Origin of the sequence: Actinomadura luzonensis, assembly GCF_022664455.2 — a bacterium.
Lineage (GTDB): Bacteria > Actinomycetota > Actinomycetes > Streptosporangiales > Streptosporangiaceae > Nonomuraea > Nonomuraea luzonensis.
The window spans coordinates 1,039,595-1,060,747 of the sequence record NZ_JAKRKC020000003.1 but is presented as its reverse complement, the minus strand read 5'-3'; the positions used below and the strand labels follow the sequence as shown (position 1 = coordinate 1,060,747).

At 72.0% G+C, this 21,153-nt stretch carries 17 protein-coding genes; 7 read left to right on the top strand and 10 right to left on the bottom strand.

Annotated elements, in window-relative coordinates; all coding sequences use genetic code 11:
* Positions 1-112 precede the first annotated feature (112 nt).
* From MF672_RS49950 to MF672_RS49930, 5 genes are read right to left on the bottom strand one after another with little or no spacing between them, the layout of a single operon-like run.
* The gene (locus MF672_RS49950; protein ID WP_242373117.1) at positions 113-1,336 is read right to left on the bottom strand and encodes an acyl-CoA dehydrogenase family protein; all 1,224 of its coding nucleotides are present in this window, start codon (positions 1,334-1,336) and stop codon (positions 113-115) included.
* A gap of 17 nt (positions 1,337-1,353) precedes the next feature.
* The gene (locus tag MF672_RS49945) at positions 1,354-2,361 is read right to left on the bottom strand and encodes an ABC transporter ATP-binding protein (RefSeq protein WP_242373116.1); all 1,008 of its coding nucleotides are present in this window, start codon (positions 2,359-2,361) and stop codon (positions 1,354-1,356) included.
* Positions 2,351-4,207 carry a dipeptide/oligopeptide/nickel ABC transporter permease/ATP-binding protein gene (locus MF672_RS49940; protein WP_242373115.1) on the bottom strand — a complete coding sequence of 619 codons (1,857 nt, stop codon included), beginning with the start codon at positions 4,205-4,207 and terminating at the stop codon, positions 2,351-2,353. The genes MF672_RS49945 and MF672_RS49940 overlap by 11 nt, the downstream gene beginning before the upstream one ends.
* On the bottom strand, positions 4,200-5,138 hold the full coding sequence (locus MF672_RS49935; RefSeq protein ID WP_242373113.1) for an ABC transporter permease: 939 nt from the start codon (positions 5,136-5,138) through the stop codon (positions 4,200-4,202). The genes MF672_RS49940 and MF672_RS49935 overlap by 8 nt, the downstream gene beginning before the upstream one ends.
* Positions 5,135-6,763 carry an ABC transporter substrate-binding protein gene (locus MF672_RS49930; protein WP_242373112.1) on the bottom strand — a complete coding sequence of 543 codons (1,629 nt, stop codon included), beginning with the start codon at positions 6,761-6,763 and terminating at the stop codon, positions 5,135-5,137. The genes MF672_RS49935 and MF672_RS49930 overlap by 4 nt, the downstream gene beginning before the upstream one ends.
* An 89-nt stretch (positions 6,764-6,852) precedes the next feature.
* On the opposite strand from MF672_RS49930, the gene MF672_RS49925 reads away from it, so the two are divergent.
* Positions 6,853-7,602: a TetR family transcriptional regulator gene (locus MF672_RS49925; protein WP_242373111.1), complete on the top strand. Its 750-nt coding sequence runs from the start codon at positions 6,853-6,855 to the stop codon at positions 7,600-7,602.
* On the opposite strand, the gene MF672_RS49920 is transcribed toward MF672_RS49925, so the two are convergent.
* Genes MF672_RS49920 through MF672_RS49905 form a run of 4 tightly spaced genes read right to left on the bottom strand, consistent with a single transcriptional unit; the run spans position 7,582 to position 12,300 of the window.
* Positions 7,582-9,492 carry a DUF6807 family protein gene (locus tag MF672_RS49920; RefSeq protein ID WP_242373109.1) on the bottom strand — a complete coding sequence of 637 codons (1,911 nt, stop codon included), beginning with the start codon at positions 9,490-9,492 and terminating at the stop codon, positions 7,582-7,584. The two genes, MF672_RS49925 and MF672_RS49920, sit on opposite strands and share 21 nt — an antisense overlap.
* Positions 9,492-10,541 (bottom strand): mandelate racemase/muconate lactonizing enzyme family protein, encoded by a 1,050-nt coding sequence (locus MF672_RS49915; protein ID WP_242373108.1) that lies wholly within the window; start codon positions 10,539-10,541, stop codon positions 9,492-9,494. Before MF672_RS49915 ends, MF672_RS49920 begins: the two co-directional genes overlap by 1 nt.
* Complete coding sequence (locus MF672_RS49910; protein ID WP_242373107.1) at positions 10,538-11,410, bottom strand: 5-dehydro-4-deoxyglucarate dehydratase; 873 nt, start codon at positions 11,408-11,410, stop codon at positions 10,538-10,540. Before MF672_RS49910 ends, MF672_RS49915 begins: the two co-directional genes overlap by 4 nt.
* Entirely contained in the window at positions 11,407-12,300 is an 894-nt protein-coding gene (locus tag MF672_RS49905) for an NAD-dependent epimerase/dehydratase family protein (protein ID WP_242373106.1), read from the bottom strand. The genes MF672_RS49910 and MF672_RS49905 overlap by 4 nt, the downstream gene beginning before the upstream one ends.
* A 192-nt stretch (positions 12,301-12,492) precedes the next feature.
* Between MF672_RS49905 and MF672_RS49900 the strand changes: the two genes are divergently transcribed.
* From MF672_RS49900 to MF672_RS49875, 6 genes are all read left to right on the top strand, one after another.
* Positions 12,493-13,446 (top strand): LacI family DNA-binding transcriptional regulator, encoded by a 954-nt coding sequence (locus MF672_RS49900; protein ID WP_242373105.1) that lies wholly within the window; start codon positions 12,493-12,495, stop codon positions 13,444-13,446.
* A gap of 213 nt (positions 13,447-13,659) precedes the next feature.
* Positions 13,660-14,619: a carbohydrate ABC transporter permease gene (locus MF672_RS49895; RefSeq protein WP_242373104.1), complete on the top strand. Its 960-nt coding sequence runs from the start codon at positions 13,660-13,662 to the stop codon at positions 14,617-14,619.
* Positions 14,603-15,472: a carbohydrate ABC transporter permease gene (locus MF672_RS49890; RefSeq protein ID WP_242373103.1), complete on the top strand. Its 870-nt coding sequence runs from the start codon at positions 14,603-14,605 to the stop codon at positions 15,470-15,472. The genes MF672_RS49895 and MF672_RS49890 overlap by 17 nt, the downstream gene beginning before the upstream one ends.
* A gap of 48 nt (positions 15,473-15,520) precedes the next feature.
* Positions 15,521-16,807 carry an extracellular solute-binding protein gene (locus MF672_RS49885; protein WP_242373101.1) on the top strand — a complete coding sequence of 429 codons (1,287 nt, stop codon included), beginning with the start codon at positions 15,521-15,523 and terminating at the stop codon, positions 16,805-16,807.
* A gap of 23 nt (positions 16,808-16,830) precedes the next feature.
* Positions 16,831-18,111 (top strand): Gfo/Idh/MocA family protein, encoded by a 1,281-nt coding sequence (locus MF672_RS49880; RefSeq protein ID WP_242373100.1) that lies wholly within the window; start codon positions 16,831-16,833, stop codon positions 18,109-18,111.
* Positions 18,112-18,283: 172 nt separating this feature from the next.
* Complete coding sequence (locus MF672_RS49875; RefSeq protein ID WP_242373099.1) at positions 18,284-19,321, top strand: dienelactone hydrolase family protein; 1,038 nt, start codon at positions 18,284-18,286, stop codon at positions 19,319-19,321.
* A 52-nt stretch (positions 19,322-19,373) separates the two neighbouring features.
* Here the strand turns inward: MF672_RS49875 and MF672_RS49870 are convergent, their stop codons facing one another.
* Positions 19,374-21,143, bottom strand: a complete 1,770-nt coding sequence (locus tag MF672_RS49870) for an ABC transporter substrate-binding protein (protein ID WP_242373098.1) — start codon at positions 21,141-21,143, stop codon at positions 19,374-19,376.
* Positions 21,144-21,153 lie beyond the last annotated feature (10 nt).

Genomic DNA, 21,153 nt, shown 5'->3' with positions numbered 1-21,153 from the left:
GCTAGCATCCATGCCAGAGGCGGGCAATGGGGGCGAAGGACGGCAACCGCCACCCTCAAAAGCCGCCGGCCCCGCTCCTGGGGGAGCGGGGCCGGCGGCGGGCGGTGCGGGGTCAGAGAGGAAGGCCGCCGGTGGCGGCGTTGGTGGAGCCGGTGGCCTGGTAGGCGGCGATGGTGCGCTCGGCGATGCGCATCTGGTGGATCTCGTCCGCCCCGTCCGCGAAGCGGGCCCAGCGGGCGTGCTGGAACATGTTCGCGAGCGGCGTGTCGGTCGAGTAGCCGAGCGCGCCGTGCACCTGGATGGCGCGGTCCACGATGCGGTTGAGGCTGTTGGCGACGAAGTGCTTGGCCATGGACACCTCGGTGCGGAAGTCCTCGCCCTTGTCGATCTTGGACGCGGCGTGCAGCACCATGAGCTTGCACTGGTACAGCTCCATCGCCGAGTCCGCGATCAGCCACTGGATGCCCTGCTTCTCGGCGAGCAGGGAGCCGTGGCTGTAGCGGTTCAGGGCGCGGTCGACCATCATGTCCAGCGCCGTCTCGGCCTGCGAGATCCAGCGCATGCAGTGCGCGAGGCGGGCCGGGCCCAAGCGGTACTGGCCGAGGCGGTGGCCGTTGCCGCGCCCGCCCAGGACGGCGCTGTCGGGCAGCCGCAGGTCCTCGATGACGATCTCGCTGTGGCCGGTGGAGCCGTGCATGGTCTCGACCTCGCGGACGTCCTTCCAGCCGGGGTTCGGCAGGTCCACGAGGAAGGCGGTGGTGGCGCCCCGGGTGCCCTCGGGGACGTCCTGCTCGGTGCGGGCGATGAGGATGGCGAAGCCGGCGCGGCGGGCGTTGGAGATGAACCACTTGTGGCCGTTGATCACCCACTCGTCGCCGTCCTGGACGGCGGTCGTCCTGATGAGGGTGGGGTCGGAGCCGGCCACCTCGGGCTCGGTCATGGCGAAGCACGACATCTGGGTGCCGTCGAGCAGCGGGCGCAGGTACTTCTCCTTCTGCTCGTCGCTCGCCCAGTGCAGCAGCGTGTGCATGTTGCCCTCGTCGGGCGCCTGGCAGTTGAGCACCCACGGGCCGATGCGGGTCTTGGCCGCCTCCGACTGCACCATGGCCAGCTCCACGTGCCCGAGCCCCATGCCGCCCCATTCCTTCGGCATGTGCGGCAACCACAGGCCCTCGTCCCTCGCCTGGGAGCGGAGCCGGAAGATGGTCCGCAGGTAGGCGTCCCGGTCGCCCTCCGTCACCTCCTCCATGGCGGGCACGACGGTGCCCTGGATGAAGGCGCGGACCCGCTTGCGGATCTCCTCGTGCTCGGGGGCGAGGGTGAAATCGATCGCCATGGTTGCCTCACTGCTTTCTATGCGGGGTTGTGGCAGGCCAGCCAGTGGTCCTCGCCGACCTGCCGGATCTGGGGCTCCTCCAGCGAGCACCGTTCCGTGGCGCGCGGGCAGCGCGTACGGAACCGGCAGCCGGAGGGAGGCTCAACGGGTGACGGCGGCTCGCCGCTGATCAGCGTGTCCGCCGCGGGAAGGGCCGGCGGCGCGCCGCCGCCCGGGATGGAGGCCAGCAGGGCCCGCGTGTACGGGTGCGCGGGCCGGGAGACCAGCTCCGTGCCCGGCGCCAGCTCGCACACCTTGCCCAGGTACATCACCAGGATGCGGTCGCTGACGTTCTTCACCACCGCCAGGTCGTGGGCGATGAACACCAGCGTCAGCCGGTAGCGGGCCTTCAGATCCTCCAGCAGGCCGAGGATCTGCGCCTGCACCGACACGTCCAGCGCCGACACCGGCTCGTCGCAGATCACCACCTCGGGCTCCAGGATCAGGGCACGGGCGATGGAGATGCGCTGGCACTGCCCGCCGGAGAACTCGTGGGGCCGCCGCTCGGCCGCCGTCCTCGGGTCGAGGCCGACCGCCTCCAGCACCTCGTCCACCCGGTCGCCGGGCAGCCGCCACACGCGCGGGCCCTCGCCGACGATGTCGCGGACCCGGCGGCGCGGGTTGAGCGAGGAGATCGGGTCCTGGAAGATCATCTGCAGCCGTTGCCGGGTGCGGCGCAGGGCCTCGCCGCGCAGCGCGGTCAGCTCCAGGCCGTCCAGCTGCACCGACCCCGAACGCGGCGGCGGGAGCTGCACCAGCGCCCGGGCCGCGCTCGACTTGCCGCAGCCGGACTCGCCGACGATGCCCAGCGTCTCGCCCTTGCGCAGGTCGAAGCTCAGCCCGGCCACGGCGCTCACGGTAGGGCCGCGCCCGCCGCGAAGGGCGAGGCCCGGCCCGCGTCCGGCGGGGAACTCCACGACCAGGTCCCGCACCCGCAGCAGCACCTCGTCACGCGGCCGCAGGTGCGCGTCTCCGCTACCGGCCAATGCTCTGCGCCTCCTCCGTCAGCGGGTACCAGCAGGCGTACGCGCGCCCGTCGTCCACCAGCGGCGGCGCCTCGGCGGCGCACCGCTCCCGCGCGTACGGGCACCGCGGCGCGAACGCGCACCCCGGCGGCGGGGCGGCCAGGTCCGGCGGCCGGCCGGGGATGACCCGCAGCCGGTGGTGCGGCGGGTCGTCGAGCCGGGGCGCGGCCTGGAGCAGCGCCTCGGTGTACGGCATGCGCGGCCGGGCGAACACCTCGGCCGCCGGCCCCCGCTCCACCACCCGCCCGGCGTACATGACGATGACCTCGTCCGCCCACCGCGCCACCACCGACAGGTCGTGGCTGACCAGCACCACCGCCATGTGGCGCTCCTCGCGCAGCCGGTGCAGCAGCCGCAGCACCTGGTCCTGGATGGTGACGTCGAGCGCGGTCGTCGGCTCGTCGGCGAACAGCACGTCAGGACCGCAGGCCAGCGCCATGGCGATGGTCACCCGCTGCCGCATGCCGCCCGAGAGCTGGTGCGGGTAGCGGCGCAGCGTGCGGGCGGGGTCGGGGATGCCGACCGAGGCCAGCAGCCGCGCGGCCTCCTCCCGCGCCCGCCGCCGGCCCATCCGCAGGTGCACCCGCAGCGGCTCGCTGACCTGGGCGCCGATCGTCCGCACCGGGTTGAGCGCGGTCATCGGGTCCTGGAAGACGGTGCCGAGGCGCGGCCCGAGCACCGCGCGCATCTCGGCGGGCGAGCGCGCGGTCAGGTCGTCGCCGGACAGGTAGACGCTGCCGCCGCGCACCGCCGTGCCGGGCAGCAGGCCGAGGATCGAGCGGATCAGCATGGACTTGCCCGACCCCGACTCGCCGACGACGGCGAGCGTCCGGCCGCGTTCCAGGGTGAAGGAGACGCCGTCCACGGCCTTGACCAGCCCGCGCGGCGTGACGAAGTGGGTGCGGACGTCCTCGGCCTGGAGCAGGCAGTCGCGCACGGCGTGCGGCGCGGCGGGCGCGGGCACGGCGGCCACTGCCTGGCGGACCGGCTCCAGGCCGATCTCCCGCACGTCGGTCAGCGCCCGCAGCCGGTCGCCGACCAGGTTGAACGACAACACGGTCAGGAACATCACGACCGACGGCGCCAGCACCACGTGGGGCGCGGTCTCCATGAGCGTGCGGCCCTCGTTGATGAGCCCGCCCCAGGTCGGGGTGGGCGCCTGCACCGACAGGCCGAGGAAGGCCAGGCTGCCCTCGGCGACGATCACCACGGCCATGCCGACGAACGCGTACGACGAGGCCGGCACGGCCACGTTCGGCACGACCTCCCGCCACAGGATGCGCAGGTCGCGCGCCCCGAGCACCCGGGCGGCCAGCACGAACTCCCGCGAGGCGTGGCTCAGCGTGGCCCCGCGCACCAGCCGCACCCAGGACGGCACCCCGAGCACGCCCAGCACGATGATCACGTTGCGCAGGTTCGCGCCGGCGAAGGCCACCACGGCGAGGGCGAACACCAGCGCCGGGAACGCCTGCGCCACGTCGTTGACCGCCATGATGACCGCGTCGGCGGCCTTCCTGCGGTAGCCGGCCAGCAGCCCGAGCGGCGCGCCGACGGCCAGCCCGAGCAGCACCGCGCCGACACCGACGCCGAGCGAGACGCGCGCGCCGTAGGTGACCCGGCTGAGCACGTCGCGGCCGAGCCCGTCGGTGCCGAACGGGTGCGCGAGGGAGGGGCCGGCCTGGGGCGGCCCGGCCAGCGTCTCGTCGTAGCGAGCCAGCGGCAGCACGTCCGCCAGCAGCGCGGCCAGCAGCACCAGCCCGATCCAGCCGGCCGACAGCCAGAACCCGGGTCCGAGGCGCCTAAGCACGGCGGATCCTCGGGTCGACGGCGGCGTACACGAGGTCCACCGCGACGTTGACGGCCACGTAACCGACCGAGATCAGCACGACGCCTCCCTGCACCGACAGGTAGTCCCGCGAGAAGATGGAGTCGACGATGAGCCGCCCGACGCCGGGCAGCCCGAACAGGGTCTCGATGATCACCGCGCCGCCGATGAGCGCCCCCAGGTTGAGGCCGACGGCGGTGATCAGCGTGATCGCGGACGGCCGCAGCGCGTGCCGCCACAGGATGCGGCGCGGCGCCAGGCCCCGGGCGCGGGCCAGCGTGATGTAGTCCTCCTGGAGGGTGGCGATCAGGTCGGTACGCAGCAGCCGCGCGTACACGGCGAGCTGCCCGCAGCCCAGCGTGATCGCCGGCAGGATCACCGACGTCAGGTTCCACCCCAGGTCGAGCGAGATCGGCGTCCACCCGGTGGCCGGCACGATCCGCCAGGTCACCGCGAAGACGAGGATGAGCAGCACGCCGAGCACGAACACGGGCGTGGACAGCAGCGCGAAGCTGAGGGCGGTCAGTGCCTGGTCCAGCGCCCGCCCGGCGCGGCGGGCGGCGGCCACGCCCACCGGGATCGCCAGCCCGAGCGCGATGACCTGCGCCGCGACCAGCAGCTCCAGCGTGACGGGCAGCCGCTCGGCCAGCTCGGCGGCGACCGGCAGCCGGGTGATGGAGGAGTGCCCGAAGTCGCCGGTGACGAGCCCGCCGAGCCAGTCGAGGTAGCGCACCAGCAACGGCTGGTCCAGGCCCAGCTCCTGGCGTACCTGCGCGCGGGCCTCCTCCGTCGCCGACAGGCCCAGGATCTGCGTGACCGGGTCGCCCGGCAGCAGGTTGAGCAGGACGTAGGACAGGAAGGTGACCGCGAGCAGCACCACCAGGAGCCGGACCAGCCGGTGGACGACGATCACTGCTGGGTGACCCAGACCTGCGTGAACGGGTGGAACGGGATGGGCGAGCCGGTCAGCGGCAGCCCCTTCTCGCCGTCGGGCAGCGTGTGCTCGCCGATGCCGTGCACGCGGGTCCGCGCGATGATGGCCCCGGTGTCGAGGTGGTCGACGAACACGTACGGCACCAGCTCGCGCAGCCGCTGCTGCACGGTCGCGTACGCCTGCTTGCGCACCTCGGGGTCGGCGCTGACCCGGCCGGCGTCGAAGGCCTTGCTGAGCTTGTCGTCCTTGAGCCGGGACATGTTGAGCGAGATCGCGCCGACCGGCTTGGCGTACGCCTCGTGCATCCAGACGTACTCGCCGTCGGGGTCCTGGGCGGAGAACTGCACCCAGACGGTGGCCTGGTAGTTGCCGGTGATCGCGCGGTTGATCAGGTCGGCCTGGTCGGCCTGCTTGATCGTCACCTCGACGCCGGCCTTGCGCCACATGTCCTGGGCCAGCTCGACGCTCTGCATGGTGTTCGGGTCGGGGGTGGACAGCAGCTCGACGCGGATCGGGCCCTTCGCCGCCTCGACCTCCTTGATCAGGGCGGTCGCCTTGGCGAGGTCGTGGTCGGGGTAGCCGCCGGGGACGTACCAGGGGGAGTCCTTCGACCACGGGCCGTCGGCCGGCTGGGTCAGCCCGCCGCGCAGGGTCGAGATGAAGGTCCTGCGGTCGGTGGCGTAGGCGAGGGCCTTGCGCACGCGTACGTCGTCGAGCGGCGGCACGGCGGTGTTGAGCAGGAAGAACGACTCCGCGACCGCCATCCCGGCGGCCCGGTGCACGGTGTAGGCGTCCTTCATGGCGCCGAACTTGGCGAGGTCCTCGTCGCGGGAGGTGCCGATGGCGTCCACGCCGCCGGCCTCCAGGGTCTGCGCCCGGGTCTGGCTGTCGGGCAGGATGCGGAACTCGATCTCGTCCAGGTACGGCAGCCCCTGCCGCCAGTAGTGCGGGTTCTTGACGACGACCATGCGGTTGTCCGGGACGTACTCCTTGAACAGGAACGGCCCGGTGCCCACCGGTTTGAGGCTGGCCGTCCTCGGGTCGGAGAGCGAGGCGGGCGGCACGATCATGCCGGTCTGGGTGGTCAGGTAGTAGGGGAAGGCGACCCACGGCTGCGACAGCTTGACCGTGACGGTCATCGGGTCGGCCAGCGCGAACGACTTGATCGGCCCGAACGCGGCCGAGGTCAGCGGCGAGGCCTTCTGCGCCTCCAGGTTGGCCTTGACGATGTCACCGGTCAGCCGGATGCCGTCGGAGAACGCGACGCCGGACCTGACCTTGATCGTCCACTCGTCGTACGTCTTGTTGGGGGTGATGGACTCGGCCAGGTACGGCTTCCACTCGCCGTTCGCGGCCACGGCCGCCAGCGGCTCGATGATCGGCGTGACCATGCTGTAGCTCTGCGCCGCGAACTGGTCGGTGATCGGGTTGAACCCGTTGGCGTCGGCGCTCAGCGCGTACACCAGCCGCCCGCCCTGCGCGGGCCCGGACGCCGACGACGAGGGCCCCGCCTGCGGCCCGCCGGCCACCGGGCGCTGCCCGCTGCAGGCCAGCAGCGTCGCCGCCGCCAGCAGCAGGGTGGCCGGCGTTCTCCAGCGTCTCATCCACGCCTCCTCCCGGATCGTCCCCCGAGAGCAATTTCACCGATAGTACTATCGGTGAAAGAACGCACAAGACCCAAGAGGATCGCGTGATGACCACACCGCTCAGCAGGAGCGAGGCGAAGGACCAGACCCGGCGGCGCCTGATCCGGGCCGCGCTGGCGATCCTCGACCAGGAGGGCGAGGCCGGGCTGAGCACGGTCAAGGTCGCCAAGGCGGCCGGCATCGCCCAGTCCAGCTTCTACGTGCACTTCAAGGACATGCAGGACCTGCTGCGGGTGCTGGCCGAGGAGGGCGGCGCGAAGCTGCGCGGCTCGATGCGCGAGGCCCGGCGCAAGGCCCGGGAGGCCCGCAGCGACCTCGACAGCCACCGCGAGACCTTCCGCCTGCCGCTGGAGGCCATCTGCCGGCACCCGGAGCTGCTGCGCATCCAGCTCCGCGCCCGGCACGACCCGTCGTCGCTGCTGCGCGACTTCGCCGTCGAGTCGGCGCGGGTCTACCGCGAGCACCACGCCGCCGACCTGGCCGCGCTCGGCTACACCGCCGACGACGAGCGCGACCGCCGGCGGCTGGAGATGATCGCCGAGGGCATCAACGCCGCCACCAACGCCCTGGCCATCGGCCACCTGGAGGGCCGCTACCCCGACCTGGACGAGTGCGCCGACATCCTGACGGCCCTGTCGCGCGGCGCGCTGCGGCTCCTCCGGCACACCGCCTCAGGCGGCCCGGTGCCGGGCGCTCCGGCGTCGGGCGGGCCGGTGCCGGGCGGCCCGGTGCCGGGCGGGCCGGCGGGGGCGAGCCCCGGCGACCGTGCCCCCGGGTCAGACCTGGGCGGCCAGTGACGCGGCCTCCTCGCGGCTCAGCCGCCCGTCGGCCACGACGGTGACGACCCGCCGGGTCAGGGTGTCCTCGACCAGCAGCGGCCGGTCCCAGGCGAGCGCCTGCCCGACCCCCGGGTACTCGGCGTTGCGGACGAACCAGGCGTCCCCGTCGTCCTGGACGAACACCAGCGTCCAGTCCCGCCCGCCCGGGCCGGTCCCGGACAGCGCCACCCACCGCTCGCGGCTGCCGTGCACATCCTCCTCGCCGCCGGGCAGCGTCACCCGGTCCGCCGACGTGCCGGGGGCGCGCCAGAAGAAGCCGCCGTAGCCGGCGCCCGCGCGGCCCTTGGTGGCCGAGCTGTTGACCTCGACGGGCGCGCCGGTGAGGTTCGTCAGCGTGAACGCGAAGTCCAGCGCCCACGCCTCTCCCAGCGGCCGGGCCGTCACGACGCGCTCCTCGCGGGCCACCGGCCGCCCGTCCGGGCCCGTCCACTCCAGCTCCTCGGTGAAGCCGTCGTCGGCGAGGCGGGTGAAGGCCCGGTGCCGCTGCGTGCCGTGGTCGTCCAGCCAGGTCGGCCCCTGGTCCTTGACGTACGTGCGCCCGCCCCAGAAGTTCACCCCGCCGAGGTCGGAGATCGCCACGCTCACGCCGAGGTGGTGCACGTGGTCCTCGGGCCGCACCTCGGTCACCTCGGCGCCGCCCAGCGTGCGCACCGCGTGCAGGTAGGGGCGGGGGGAGTCGGTGGCCGGCAGGCCGGGCCGGGTCTCGTACGCGGCCACCTCGGTCCCGCCGACCCGCAGGCTCACCCGCGACCAGGGCGCGCCCAGCTCCGAGTAGAGCGCCAGCTCGTCCGCGCTGCGGGCGGTCAGCTCGGCGACGCCCGGCAGCACCCGCCGCACGACCTCGCCCGCCGCGTCCCGCTCGGCCACCTGGTACCGCTCGGGGATGGGCTGCGGCTCCGGGGCGAGCCGGACGGCGTCCAGCACGCGGGTGAAGGACTCGGTGCGCTCCAGCGGCACCAGCAGCTCCGCGCCCGTGCGGACGTGGTCGATGAGGTTCTCCAGCAGGTCGGTGCGCTCGTACACGGTCGTGGTGACCGAGCCGTCGGCGTGCTCGACGCGCAGCCGGTCCTCGGTGTAGACGAGCGTGGCGCGGCCCTGGTCGCCGTGCACCACCAGGTACGGCTCGTGCCGCTCGGCCGCGCACAACGACACCGCGATCGTGATCGTCGTGCCGTCGTCTAGCCGGACCCGCAGGCAGGAGGTGTCGTCGGACTCGATCGGGTTGGCGTGGTACAGCTCGGTCTCGATGCTCGTGACGCCGCTGCCGGTGAGCGCCAGCGCGGTCGCCGCGGCGTGCGCGAACGGGTTGGTCAGCGCGCCGTCCACCACGTCCACGCCGTTCAGGCGGCGCCGCCCGGCCCAGGCCGAGCGGGTGAAGTACGCGGCCGGCCGCTCCCAGGCGCCCGCGCCGCCGATGCCGCGCACCGCGCCGAGCGCGCCGCTCGCGATCAGCTCGCGCAGCGCGGGCACGGCCGCCGAGCCGAGCGACTGGAAGCCGACCTGGCAGGCCAGCCCCGTCGCGGCCACCGCGGCGGCGATCCGCCGGTGCTCCTCGGGGCTGGGCGCGGGCGGCTTCTCCAGCAGCACGTGGGAGCCCGCGCGCAGCGCGGCCACCGCGAGGTCGGCGTGGGTGTGGATCGGCGTGCAGATGATCGTGATCTCCGCGCCGGTCTTGTCCACCAGCGCCGCCAGGTCCGGCGACTGCAGCGGCACGCAGAAGTCCACCTCCACCGGCCGCACGTCGCAGATCCCGGCCAGCTCGACCACGCCCCGCTCGGCCAGCCTGCGCAGGTTGCCCAGGTGATGCCGGCCGTGCCCGTTGGCGCCGGCGAGGACGACCTTCGTCATCATGACCACCTCAGTCCCAGCCCGGCGTGCCCGCCCGAGCGCAGCACCCCGCCGGACGCCTCCACCGGGTACGGCTCCCGCAGCAGCCCGAGCGCGGCGAAGGAGGCGTCCTCGACGTCCTCCACCATGGCCGGCAGCGGCAGGGCCAGCGCGAGCTGCCCGGAGACCTCGCTGAGCAGGTGCGGGTAGACCGGCACGTCGTAGGTCCTGGCCAGCTCGGCGATCCGCAGGAACGGCGTGATGCCGCCGACCCGGACCACGTTCGGCTGCACCACGTCGCACGCCCCGGCGGCGAGCAGGTCGCGGAAGCCGTAGGTCGTGTAGACGTTCTCGCCCACCGCGATCGGCACGTCGGTGGAGCGGCGCAGCTCCACGTGCGCGGCGACGTCGTCGGCGGGCAGCGGCTCCTCGATCCAGTGGAGGTCGAAGGCGCGCAGCGCGGCGAGGGCGCGGCGGGCGCGGTGCAGGTCCCAGCGCTGGTTGGCGTCGATCATCAGCAGCCGGTCGGGGCCGATGACCTCGCGGACCGCGGCGACCCGCTCGACGTCCTCGGCCAGGTCGGGGCGGCCCACCTTGATCTTGACGCCGCGGTGGCCGGCCGCCGTCCAGCGCCCGGCCTGCTCGACCAGCTCCTCCAGGGAGTAGTGCAGGTTGACGCCGCTGCCGTAGGTCGGGACCTCCGCGCGGCGGCGGCCGAGCACGTCGGGCAGGGCGGCCTCGCCGCAGCGCAGGTCCCACAGGGCGAGGTCGACGCCGGCCAGCGCGATCGTGGTGATCCCGCCGGGGCCGGCCTCGCGCAGGTGCCGCCACAGCCGGTCCCACACCGGCTCGGGGTGCGGGTCGAGGCCGATCAGCGCCTCGCGCAGGTCGTGGTCGAGCAGTGCCCGCACGGCGTGCGCGCCGATCTGCGGGGTCCAGGCGAAGCCGGTGCCGGTGCGGCCGTCCTTGAGCGTGACGTGGGTGACGATCACGTGGTTGGCCGGCACGTCCGCGCCCCAGGGGCGGGGCAGCGGGGCGGTGCGCAGCTCCGTGCGCAGGTCCGCGATCACGACGCCACCAGTTCCAGCCCGCTCTTGATCAGCGCCTCCAGCTCCGCCAGGTGCTCGCCGGTGACGTCCACGAGCGGCGGCCGGACCGGGCCGGCGTCCAGGCCGCGCAGCCGCACCCCCGCCTTGACCAGCGCGACCGCGTAGCCGGGCACCTTGGCGCGCAGCCGCACCAGCGGCGCGTAGAACTCGGTGAGCAGCCGCTCGTCGCCGCCCAGGTACGCCTTGGCGATCTCCGGCGCGAACGCGAACACCGCGCTGGAGTACAGCTCCACGCCGATGCCCCGGTAGGCGGGCATGGTCAGCTCGGCCGTCGGCAGCCCGTTGAAGAACAGGAAGTCCGGGTACGCCTCGCGCACCGCGAGCACCGTGCGCTGCATGCGGTCGATGTCGCCGAGGCCGTCCTTCAGCCCGATGACGCCGGGCAGCCCGGCCAGCTCCACCACGGTCTCCGGCTCCAGCACCACCGAGCCGCGCTGGTAGACGATCACCGGCAGCTCGGCCGCGATCGCCTCCACGTACGCGCGGAAGCCGTGCCCGGGCCCCTGCGCCAGGTACGGCGGCATGAGCAGCAGCCCGTCGGCCCCGGCGTCCCGCGCGGCCCTGGCCTGGCGCAGCGCGGTGCCCAGGGGGCCGCCCGCCCCCGCGAACAGCGGCACCCGCCCGGCCACCACCTCGGCCGCGACCCGCACCGCGCGCTCGTGCTCGGCCTCCGACAACGCCGAGAACTCGCCCGTGCCGCAGGCGGCGAACACCCCGCCGGGCCCGTGCTCCATGCCCTGCCTGATGTGCTCGGCCAGCACCTCCTCGGCGAGCCCGCCCGCGGCGTCGAAGGGGGTGACGGGGAAGAACAGCACACCGCTGAGATTCATTCGGCTACTTCCTTGAGCTCGGTACGCCAGCTCCGCTTGGCCTGCCAGCCGAGCAGGCGCTCTGCCTTGGTGGTCGAGAAGGCGGGGGAGGACCCGGTCAGCCCGGCCGCGAACGGCTCGGTGGCCGGCACGACCCGCGGGAGCAGCTCGGCGAGCGGCTCGCGGGCGAGCGCGTCGGCCGCGCCGACGAAGAACACCTCGCCGTTCGGCAGCTCGGGCAGCGCCTCGACGAGCACCCCGGTCAGCTCGGCCGCGTCGCGGGCGTCGACGTAGTTGAACAGCGACACCCCGCCGAGCTCCGGGCGGTCCAGCCGCTCGGTGAGCGTGTGGCCCGACTGGGTCGGCGCGCCCGCCCACTCCTCGGGGGCGATGACGAAGCACGGCCGGATCGCGGCGAAGCGGGTGGTGCCCGCCTCCGCGAACGCCTTCATGGTCTGCTCGGCGGCCACCTTGGACAGGTTGTAGGCGTTCCACGGCCGCACCGGGTGGTCCTCGTCGATCGGCAGGTACGCGGGCGCCCACCCGCCGGGCGCCCCGTAGCCGATCACCGTGGGGCTGCTGGCGATCACCACGTTCCGCACGCCCAGGGCCACCGACGCCTCGCACACGTTGAACGCGAGCTGCGTGTTGACCTTGAAGATCACCGACTCCGGGCGGCTGAACGGCGTGGCGATGGCCGCCAGGTGGATCACCGACCGCGGGCGGAAGCGGGCGATGACCTCGAACGCCTCTCCCGTGTCGGTGAGGTCTGCCGGTAAGGTGGCCGCGGCCTCGGCCGGCGTTCCCGGGACGGTGTCGACGCCGACGACCTCGTGCCCGGCCGCCGCGAGCGTGGTGACCACGCTGCGGCCGAGGCGTCCTGCGCTTCCGGTGACGAGGACTCTGCTCACCGTGAGGGGCTCCTTCAAGACTGCAAACAGTTGCACTAAACCTTTGTGTCCCCGGGGGCGAGGCGTCAAGGGGTGATTTCTTACCCCTGGTGTCACCTGCAGGTTCCTGGGTGGTGCCGGGGCGGGGTGCACCGGCAAGCGCTTTCATCATCTCTCTGGCTGCTGCAAGCGGTTGCGTTAGGGTGGGTGCTCGTGACAGTGACGATTCGTGATGTGGCCCGGGCATCCGGCGTGCACGTCTCCACGGTGTCGCGGACGTTCTCCGCCCCCCACATGGTCAACGCCGCCACCCGCAGCAGGGTGCTGACCGTGGCCGAGGAGCTGGGATACCGGCCGAACCGGGCGGCGCGGGCGCTCACGACCGGGCGCACGCACAACCTCGGGCTCATCGTGGCGGACATCGCCAACCCGTTCTTCCCCCCGCTGATCAAGGCCGCGCACGCGGCCGCCCGGCAGCGCGACTACCACCTGTTCGTGGCCGACACCGACGAGGAGCCGGCCGCCGAGGAGGAGCTGATCCAGGCCTTCTCCAAGCAGGTGGACGGCGTGGTGCTGTGCAGCCCGCGCTCGTCCAACAAGGCGCTGGAGCGGCTGGCCGAGCGGGTGCCGTTCGTGGTGATCAACCGTCGGCTGCGCGGCGCGGCCACCGTGCTCATGGACGTCGGCCACGGCGCCAGGCTCGCCGTCGAGCACCTGGCCGGGCTCGGCCACCGCCGGGTGGCCCTGGTCGCCGGCCCGGCGGGCTCGTGGACCAGCGACGAGATCAGGGCCGCCGCCGGCCAGGTGCCCGGCGTCGAGCTGACCGTGATCGGGCCGAACGCGCCGACCGAGCGGGGCGGGTTCGCCGCCGCCGAGCGGGTGCGCGAGTCGGGGGTGACCGGCGTGCTGGCCTACAACGACCTGGTGGCGATCGGGCTCATCGAGGGCCTGGCCGATCTCGGGCTGGAGGTGCCGGGGGACGTCTCCGTCGTGGGGATCGACGATATCGTGCCAGGACGGCTCAACCGCCCGAAGCTCACCACCGTGGCCATGCCGACGGCAGCCGCGGGACGGCTGGCGGTCGATCTGCTCATCCAGGAGGTGGCCGCCACGACGTCGCTGGAGACCCGGCTGGTCGTGCGTGACTCGACCGCAGCGCCACGATAGCGTGCCTGCTGCAACCGGTTGTACTAATCCAGAACAAAATTCGTCTGACTTCTCCGGAGGACGCCCGTGTCACCAGGGGAAACTGCTCAACGATATATCGGTAACGGCTATGTAACGTCTGCAAAGGGTTGACGTAACTTTCCCGGCGGCTATAGGAAAGCGCTATCCATCCACATTTCGCCGGAAGGTCCGTGATGACGAATGAGTTCCGTCATGGCTGACTCGGTGGCGGTGAAGCCCAGGAAAGCGGCGATCCCACCCGCGCAGGGCGGTCACCGCTCCACGAAACGTTCCCGCCGCGAGGCCCGGGCCGCCTACCTCTTCCTGGCGCCCTGGTTCGTCGGCCTGCTCGTCATCACGATCGGCCCGATCTTCGCCTCGCTCTACCTGTCCTTCACCGACTACAGCCTCCTGGAGTCGGCCAAGTGGGTCGGCTTCGACAACTACGTCACGATGTTCACCGAGGACCCGAGGTTCATCGCCTCCCTCAAGGTGACCACGATCTACGTCGTCGTCTCGGTCCCGCTGCAACTGGCCTTCGCCCTCGCGCTGGCCCTGGTGCTCGACCGCGGCCTGCGCGGCCTGTCGTTCTACCGCTCCATCTTCTACCTGCCCTCCCTGCTGGGCGGCAGCGTGGCCATCGCCATCCTCTGGCGCAAGGTGTTCGGCGCGGACGGCCTGGTCAACGCGGTGCTGGCGATCTTCGGCATCCAGGGGCCCGGCTGGGTCGGCGACCCGGACACCGCGCTCAGCACGCTGATCCTCCTGCACGTCTGGACGTTCGGCGCCCCGATGATCATCTTCCTGGCCGGCCTGCGGCAGATCCCCAGCAGCTACTACGAGGCCGCGGCGGTGGACGGCGCGGGCGCCCTCCGGCAGTTCAGGTCGATCACCATGCCGCTGCTGACCCCGATCATCTTCTTCAACCTGGTGCTCGAGGTCATCAAGTCGTTCCAGTCGTTCACGCAGGCGTTCATCGTGAGCGGCGGCAAGGGCGGCCCCGCCGACTCCACCCTGTTCTACACGCTCTACCTCTACCTGAAGGGGTTCAAGAGCTACGACATGGGCTACGCCGCGGCGATGGCGTGGGTCCTGCTGGTCATCATCGCGGCGCTCACCGGGATCAACTTCCTCGCTTCCAAGTATTGGGTCTTCTATGGCGACGACAAGTAGGCGGCCCGCTCCGGCGCTGTTCCGCCCCTTCAAGGGCGGCCGGCTGGCCAAGCACGTGCTGCTGATCGGCTTCGGCCTGGTCATGCTGTACCCGCTGCTCTGGATGATCTCCAGCTCGCTCAAGCCGGAGGAGCTGATCTTCCGGGAGCCGGGGCTGTGGCCGAGCCAGGTCACCCTGGAGAACTACACCGAGGGCTGGTACGCGCTCAAGCACCCCTTCGGCTACTACCTGTGGAACTCCGCCGTGATCACCGCCCTGTCGGTGGTGGCGAACCTGGTGGCCTGCTCGCTGGCCGCCTACGCCTTCGCCCGGCTGAACTTCCCGCTGAAGAAGCTCTGGTTCGCCATCATGCTCGGCGGCATCATGCTGCCGCACCACGTGGTCATCGTGCCGCAGTACATCATGTTCTCCGAGCTCGGCCTGATCAACACCATCTGGCCACTGGTGATGCCCAAGGTGCTGGCGACGGACGCGTTCTTCGTCTTCCTGATGGTGCAGTTCATCCGTACACTGCCCAGGGAACTGGACGAGGCGGCCGAGATCGATGGGGCGGGATACTGGCGGATCTACCTTCGGGTCGTCATGCCCCTCTGCCTGCCCGCGCTCGCGACCACCGCGATCTTCACGTTCATCTGGACGTGGAACGACTTCCTCAGCCAGCTCCTTTACCTCAACAACCCGGACAACTTCACTGTCACGGTGGCGCTGCGCACGTTCCTCGACGCCAGCAGCGACTCCTCTTGGGGGCCCATGTTCGCCATGTCGATCGTCGCGCTGGGGCCGATCTTCGGCTTCTTCCTGGTCGGGCAGAAGTACCTGATCCGCGGCGTCGCCACCACCGGCCTGAAGTAGTCCCTTCCCCCCCACCCCCCAACAGAACACCCCCTAGGAGGTAGAGCCGTGAGCTCTGGCAAGAAGATGTGGTCGGCGGCGCTGCTGGCCACCGCCGTGCTGGCGGTCACCGCGGCGTGCGGCAGCGGCGGCAGCGGCGGGGAGAGCGCCGACGGCAAGATCAAGCTGCGCTTCTCCTACTGGGGCAGCGACGCCCGGCAGAAGATGACCGAGGAGGCCATCAAGAAGTTCGAGGCCAAGAACCCGAACATCGACGTCGAGGGCGAGTTCTCCGACTTCGCCAGCTACTACGAGACGCTCTCCACGAAGGTCGCCGGCAGCTCCGCCCCCGACGTGATCACCCTGGAGATCCGCGGCCTGCGCGAGTACGCCGACCGCGGCACGCTGGCCGACCTGGCCAGCAAGGTCAACACGGCCGACATCGACGCCAAGGTCCTGTCCACCGGCGCCATCGACGGCAAGCAGTACGCCATCCCCACCGGCGTGAACGCGTTCTCGCTGATCGTCAACCCGGCCTCGGTCGAGAGCGCGGGCCAGAAGCTGCCCGACGACACCAAGTGGACGTGGGACGACTTCGTGCAGTTCGCCTCGAAGATCACCTCGGGCAGCGGCGGCAAGATGACCGGCACCCAGCTCAGCTGGAACCCGGCCTACCTCCAGATCTACGCCGCGCAGAAGGGCGAGCCCTTCTACAACGGCAACAAGCTCGGCCTGTCCCCCCAGACCATCAAGGACTGGTGGGGCATCATGCAGAACCTCATCAAGACCAAGGGCGCCCCCGACGCGGCCAAGAGCTCCGAGATCGGCGCCACCAGCATCGACCAGTCGCTGCTCGGCACCAACACCGGCGCGATGGGCATGTGGTGGAGCAACCAGCTCGGCGCCGCCGCCAAGGCCAGCGGCCAGAAGCTGGAGCTGCTGCGCATGCCGAAGCTCCAGGGCGCGTCCACGGGCGGCATGTTCCTGCAGCCGGCCATGTTCTACACCGCCTCCTCGAAGTCGGAGCACGCGGCCGAGGCGGCCAAGTTCATCGACTTCATGATCAACGACCCGGAGGCGGGCGCGATCATCCTCAGCGACCGCGGCCTGCCGGCCAGCTCCAAGGTGCTGGCGGCGGTCAAGGACAAGCTGCCGGACGCCGACAAGCTGACGCTCGACTTCCTCGACAAGACCCGCGGTGAGATGTCCGACCCGCCGGCCGCACCGCCGAAGGGCGCCAGCGCCATGGAGGACATCCTCACCCGGTACTCCGAGGAGGTCATGTTCGGCCGCATGACGCCCGACGACGCCGCGCAGAAGTTCATCACCGAGGCCAACGCCTCCATCGCCGGTTAAGGCACCGCCGCACAAGGAGAGACATGAAGTACGCGTTCGTCGGGCTCGGGCACCGCGCGCAGATGTACGTCGACGCGCTGCTCGGGGAGTGGCGCGACGCCGGCACCATCGTCGCCCTGTGCGACACCAACCGCACCCGCATGGACTACTACGTCCAGCGGATCGGCCAGGAGGTGCCCTGCTTCGCGCCCGCTGAGTTCGGCAAGGTGCTCGAGCTCGCCGACGCGGTCATCGTCACGACCGTCGACGCCGCGCACGCCCGCTACGTGTGCGCGGCGCTCGACGCCGGCCGCGACGTCATCGTGGAGAAGCCGCTCACCGTGGACGCCGAGGGCTGCGCGGCCATCGCCGCCGCCGCCGAGCGCAGCAGCGGCCGGCTGATCGTCACCTTCAACTACCGGTACTCGCCGCGCAACTCGGCGGTGCGCCGGCTGCTCATGGACGGCGCCGTCGGCGAGGTGACCTCCGTGCACTTCGAGTGGATGCTCGACACCATCCACGGCGCCGACTACTTCCGCCGCTGGCACCGGCAGCGCGCCAACTCCGGCGGGCTGCTCGTGCACAAGTCCACCCACCACTTCGACCTCGTCAACTGGTGGCTCGGAGCCGCGCCCGAGCTCGTCTTCGCCCAGACCGACCTGCGCTTCTACGGCGCCGAGAACGCCCGGGCGCGCGGCCTGGGCGAGCGTCCCGAACGCGGGCAGGGCGCCCCCGGGCTCGGCACGGACCCGTTCATCCTGGACATCTCCGCCGACCCCCGGCTCCAGCGGCTCTACCTGGACGCCGAGCACGAGGACGGCTACATCCGCGACCAGGACGTCTTCGGGGAGGGCATCGACATCGACGACAACATGTCGGTGCTGGTGCGCTACGCCAACCGGGCGGTGCTCACGTACTCGCTGCACGCCCACGCGCCGTGGGAGGGCTACCGGGTCGCCTTCAACGGCACGGCCGGGCGGCTGGAGCTGGACGTCGTCGAGCGGGAGTGGACGCCGCCGCACGCCGCCATCGACCCGAGCGCGGCCGCCAAGGAGCACGCCACCGGGTCGTCGGAGCGGCTGCTGCTGCGGCGGCACTGGCGCGAGCCCGAGGAGATCCCCATCGAGACCGGGGGCGGCGGGCACGGCGGCGGCGACCGGCTCCTGCTCGACGACGTCTTCCGCGGGCCCGGCAACGACCCCCTGGCCCGCCAGGCCGGCTACCGGGACGGGATCCGCAGCGTCCTGACGGGCGTGGCCGCCACCCTGTCCGCCGCCTCCGGCACCCCGGTCCGCCTCACCCACGACGGCACCCGTGTCGCCTGACCCTGCCCCCGCCCCCGCCTCTGGCCCTGCCCCCGCCCCTGGCCCTGCCCCCGCCCCTGGCCCTGGCCCTGGCCCTGCCCTCGACCGGCCCGCGCAGGAGCCCGGCGACCCGCCTCCCCTCCCCTCGGAGACGCCCGCCGCTGAGGCGGGGGCGTCGGGGTCGGAGCGTGATGTGTTCCGGGGGTTGGCCGCGGTGGCGGAGGCGCAGCTGGGCGTCTATCCCGCGCCCACCCCGGCCCTGCGCCGGGCGGTCAGGGAAGCCATCGGCGTCCTGGACCTCCGGGCCGCCGACGTCCACGTGGAGCGCGCCTGGACCGACGGCGACCTGGCCGGCGAGGAGCTGTCCTGGGACGTGGGTTTCGGCCCCCGCACGCACGCCTTCCTCCTCAGGCCCCGCGCCGCCACCGGGCCCCTCCCCGGCGTGGTGGCGCTGCACTGCCACGCCTCGATGAAGTGGGCGGGCAAGGAGAAGATCGCCGACGCCCCGGAGGGCCCCACGCCGGAGGTGGCGCGGCTGCGCGCCGCCATCTACGGCGGCCGGGCTTTCGCCAACGCCCTGGCCAGGCGCGGCTTCGTGGTGCTCGCGCACGACGTGTTCGCCTGGGGCAGCCGCCGCCTGCCGCTGGACCTGCCGCCGGGCGAGGAGAGCGAGGCCGACCGCTACGACGCGGCCGCCCGCGCCCACGAGCACGTGCTGGCCAAGCACTGCGCCGTGCTCGGCACCTCGTTCGCCGGCGTGGTCGCGGCCGAGGACCTGGCGGCTGCGGCGTACCTGCGCTCGCGTCCGGACGTGGCCCGGGTGGGCTGCGCGGGCCTGTCGGGCGGCGGACTGCGCGCGGCGCTGCTGGGCGCGTTCGACGAGCGGGTGGACGCCGTCGTGGTGGCCGCCATGGCCACCAGCTACCGGGACCTGCTGGACGGCCACGTCGCCCGGCACACCTGGATGTTCTACCCGCCGGGCCTGCCGCGCCTGGCCGACTACCCGGACCTGGTGGCGGCCCGCGCCCCCGCCCCCCTCATGGTCCAGTACGCCACCCGCGACGAGCTCTTCCCCGCCGCGGGCATGCGCCGCGCCCACGAGACGATCGCCGCCCGCTACCGGGACGCCCCGGAGGCGTACGAGGCGGTCTTCGCCGACGTGCCGCACAGCTTCGACGTGCCCATGCAGGAGCGGGCCTTCGACTGGCTGGCGCGCCACCTCGGCGGCTGACGGGACCCGCCGCCGCCCGGCCTGCCCCGGGCGGCGGCGTCGGCCTGGAGGGTCAGTTGCCGCTCTTCCACTGGGCGAGGAGCTTGTCGTAGTCGACGGTGGCCGGTTTGCCGCGCTCGTCGGCGAGCTTCGGCACGGGCGCGCCGGGCTGGTCCAGCCAGTACTGGGCGGGCCGTTCGGGGTTGAGCTTGGGCGCGCAGTTGCCGCCGTAGCCGCGCCGCTCCAGCCGGGACAGGATCTCGTCCTGCTGTTTGGCGAGGTTGTCCATGGACTGCTGCGGCGTGGTCTCGCCGGTGACGGCGGTGGCGACGTTCTGCCACCAGAGCTGGGCGAGCTTGGGGTAGTCGGGGACGTTCGTCCCGGTCGGGGTCCACTGCTTGCGGGCGGGGGAGCGGTAGAACTCGATGAGGCCGCCGTACTTCTTGGCGTTCTCGTCGAAGTAGGCGCTCTTGATGTCGGAGTCCCTGATGAAGGTCAGACCCATGATCGTCTTCTTCAGCGACACGGTCTTGGACGTGACGAACTGGGCGTACAGCCAGGCCGCCGCCCGCCGTTCCTTGGGGGTGTTGCGCAGGAACGTCCACGAGCCCGCGTCCTGGTAGCCCAGCTTGTGGCCGTCCTGCCAGTACACGCCGTGCGGGCTGGGCGCCATCCGCCACTTCGGCGTGCCGTCGGCGTTGACGACCGGCAGGCCGGGCTTGGTGAGGTCGGCGGTGAACGCGGTGTACCAGAAGATCTGCTGGGCGATGTTGCCCTGGGCGGGCACCGGTCCCGACTCGCTGAAGTTCATGCCCGCGGCCTCCTTGGGCGCGTACTTCTTCAGCCACTCGATGTACTTGACCAGCGCGTACACCGAGGCGGGGCCGTTGGTGTCGCCGCCGCGGGAGACCGACGAGCCGACCGGGCGGCAGTTCTCGACCCGGATGCCCCAGTCGTCCACGGGCAGGCCGTTGGGGATGCCGGGGTCGCCGTTGCCCGCCATCGACAGCCAGGCGTCGGTGAAGCGCCAGCCCAGCGAGGGGTCCTTGCGGCCGTAGTCCATGTGGCCGTAGACCTTCTTGCCGTCGATGGTGCCGTTGCCGTTGACCTTGTTGGTGAAGAAGTCGGCGATGTCCTCGTAGGCCGCCCAGTTCACGGGGACGCCGAGGTCGTAGCCGTACAGGTCCTTGAACTGCTTCTTGATCTTGGGGTCGGTGAACCAGTCGTAGCGGAACCAGTACAGGTTCGCGAACTGCTGGTCGGGGAGCTGGTAGACCTTCTTGTCCGGGCCGGTGGTGAAGCTGAGGCCGATGAAGTCGTTGAGGTCGAGGGTGGGCGAGGTGACGGCCTTGCCCTCGCCGGCGATGTAGTCCGACAGCGGGAAGACGTAGTTCCCGCGCGAGTGGGTGCCGATGAGGTCGGAGTCGTTGACGTAGGCGTCGTAGATGTTCTGGTTGCCCTGGATCTGCGTCTGGAGCTTCTCGATGACGTCACCCTCCTGGATCAGGTCGTGCTTGATCTTGATCCCGGTGATCTCGGTGAACGCCTTGGCCAGCTTCTGCGACTCGTACTCGTGGGTGGTGATCGTCTCCGACACCACGTTGATCTGCATCCCCCGGTAGGGCGCGGCGGCCTTCGTGAACCAGTCCATCTCGGCGAGCTGCTGCTCCTTCGACAGCGTGCTCGGCGTGAACTCCTGCGTCACCCACCGCTGCGCCGCCGCCTTGCCGTCGGCCTCCCGGAAGTCGCTCGACGGCTGCTGCGCGCCCTGCGCGCAGGCGGCGGCCGTGAGGATCAGCGCGGCCAGGCCCGCGAGCGCGGACCTGCCTGCCCGATGCGTCATCGCTTCGCTC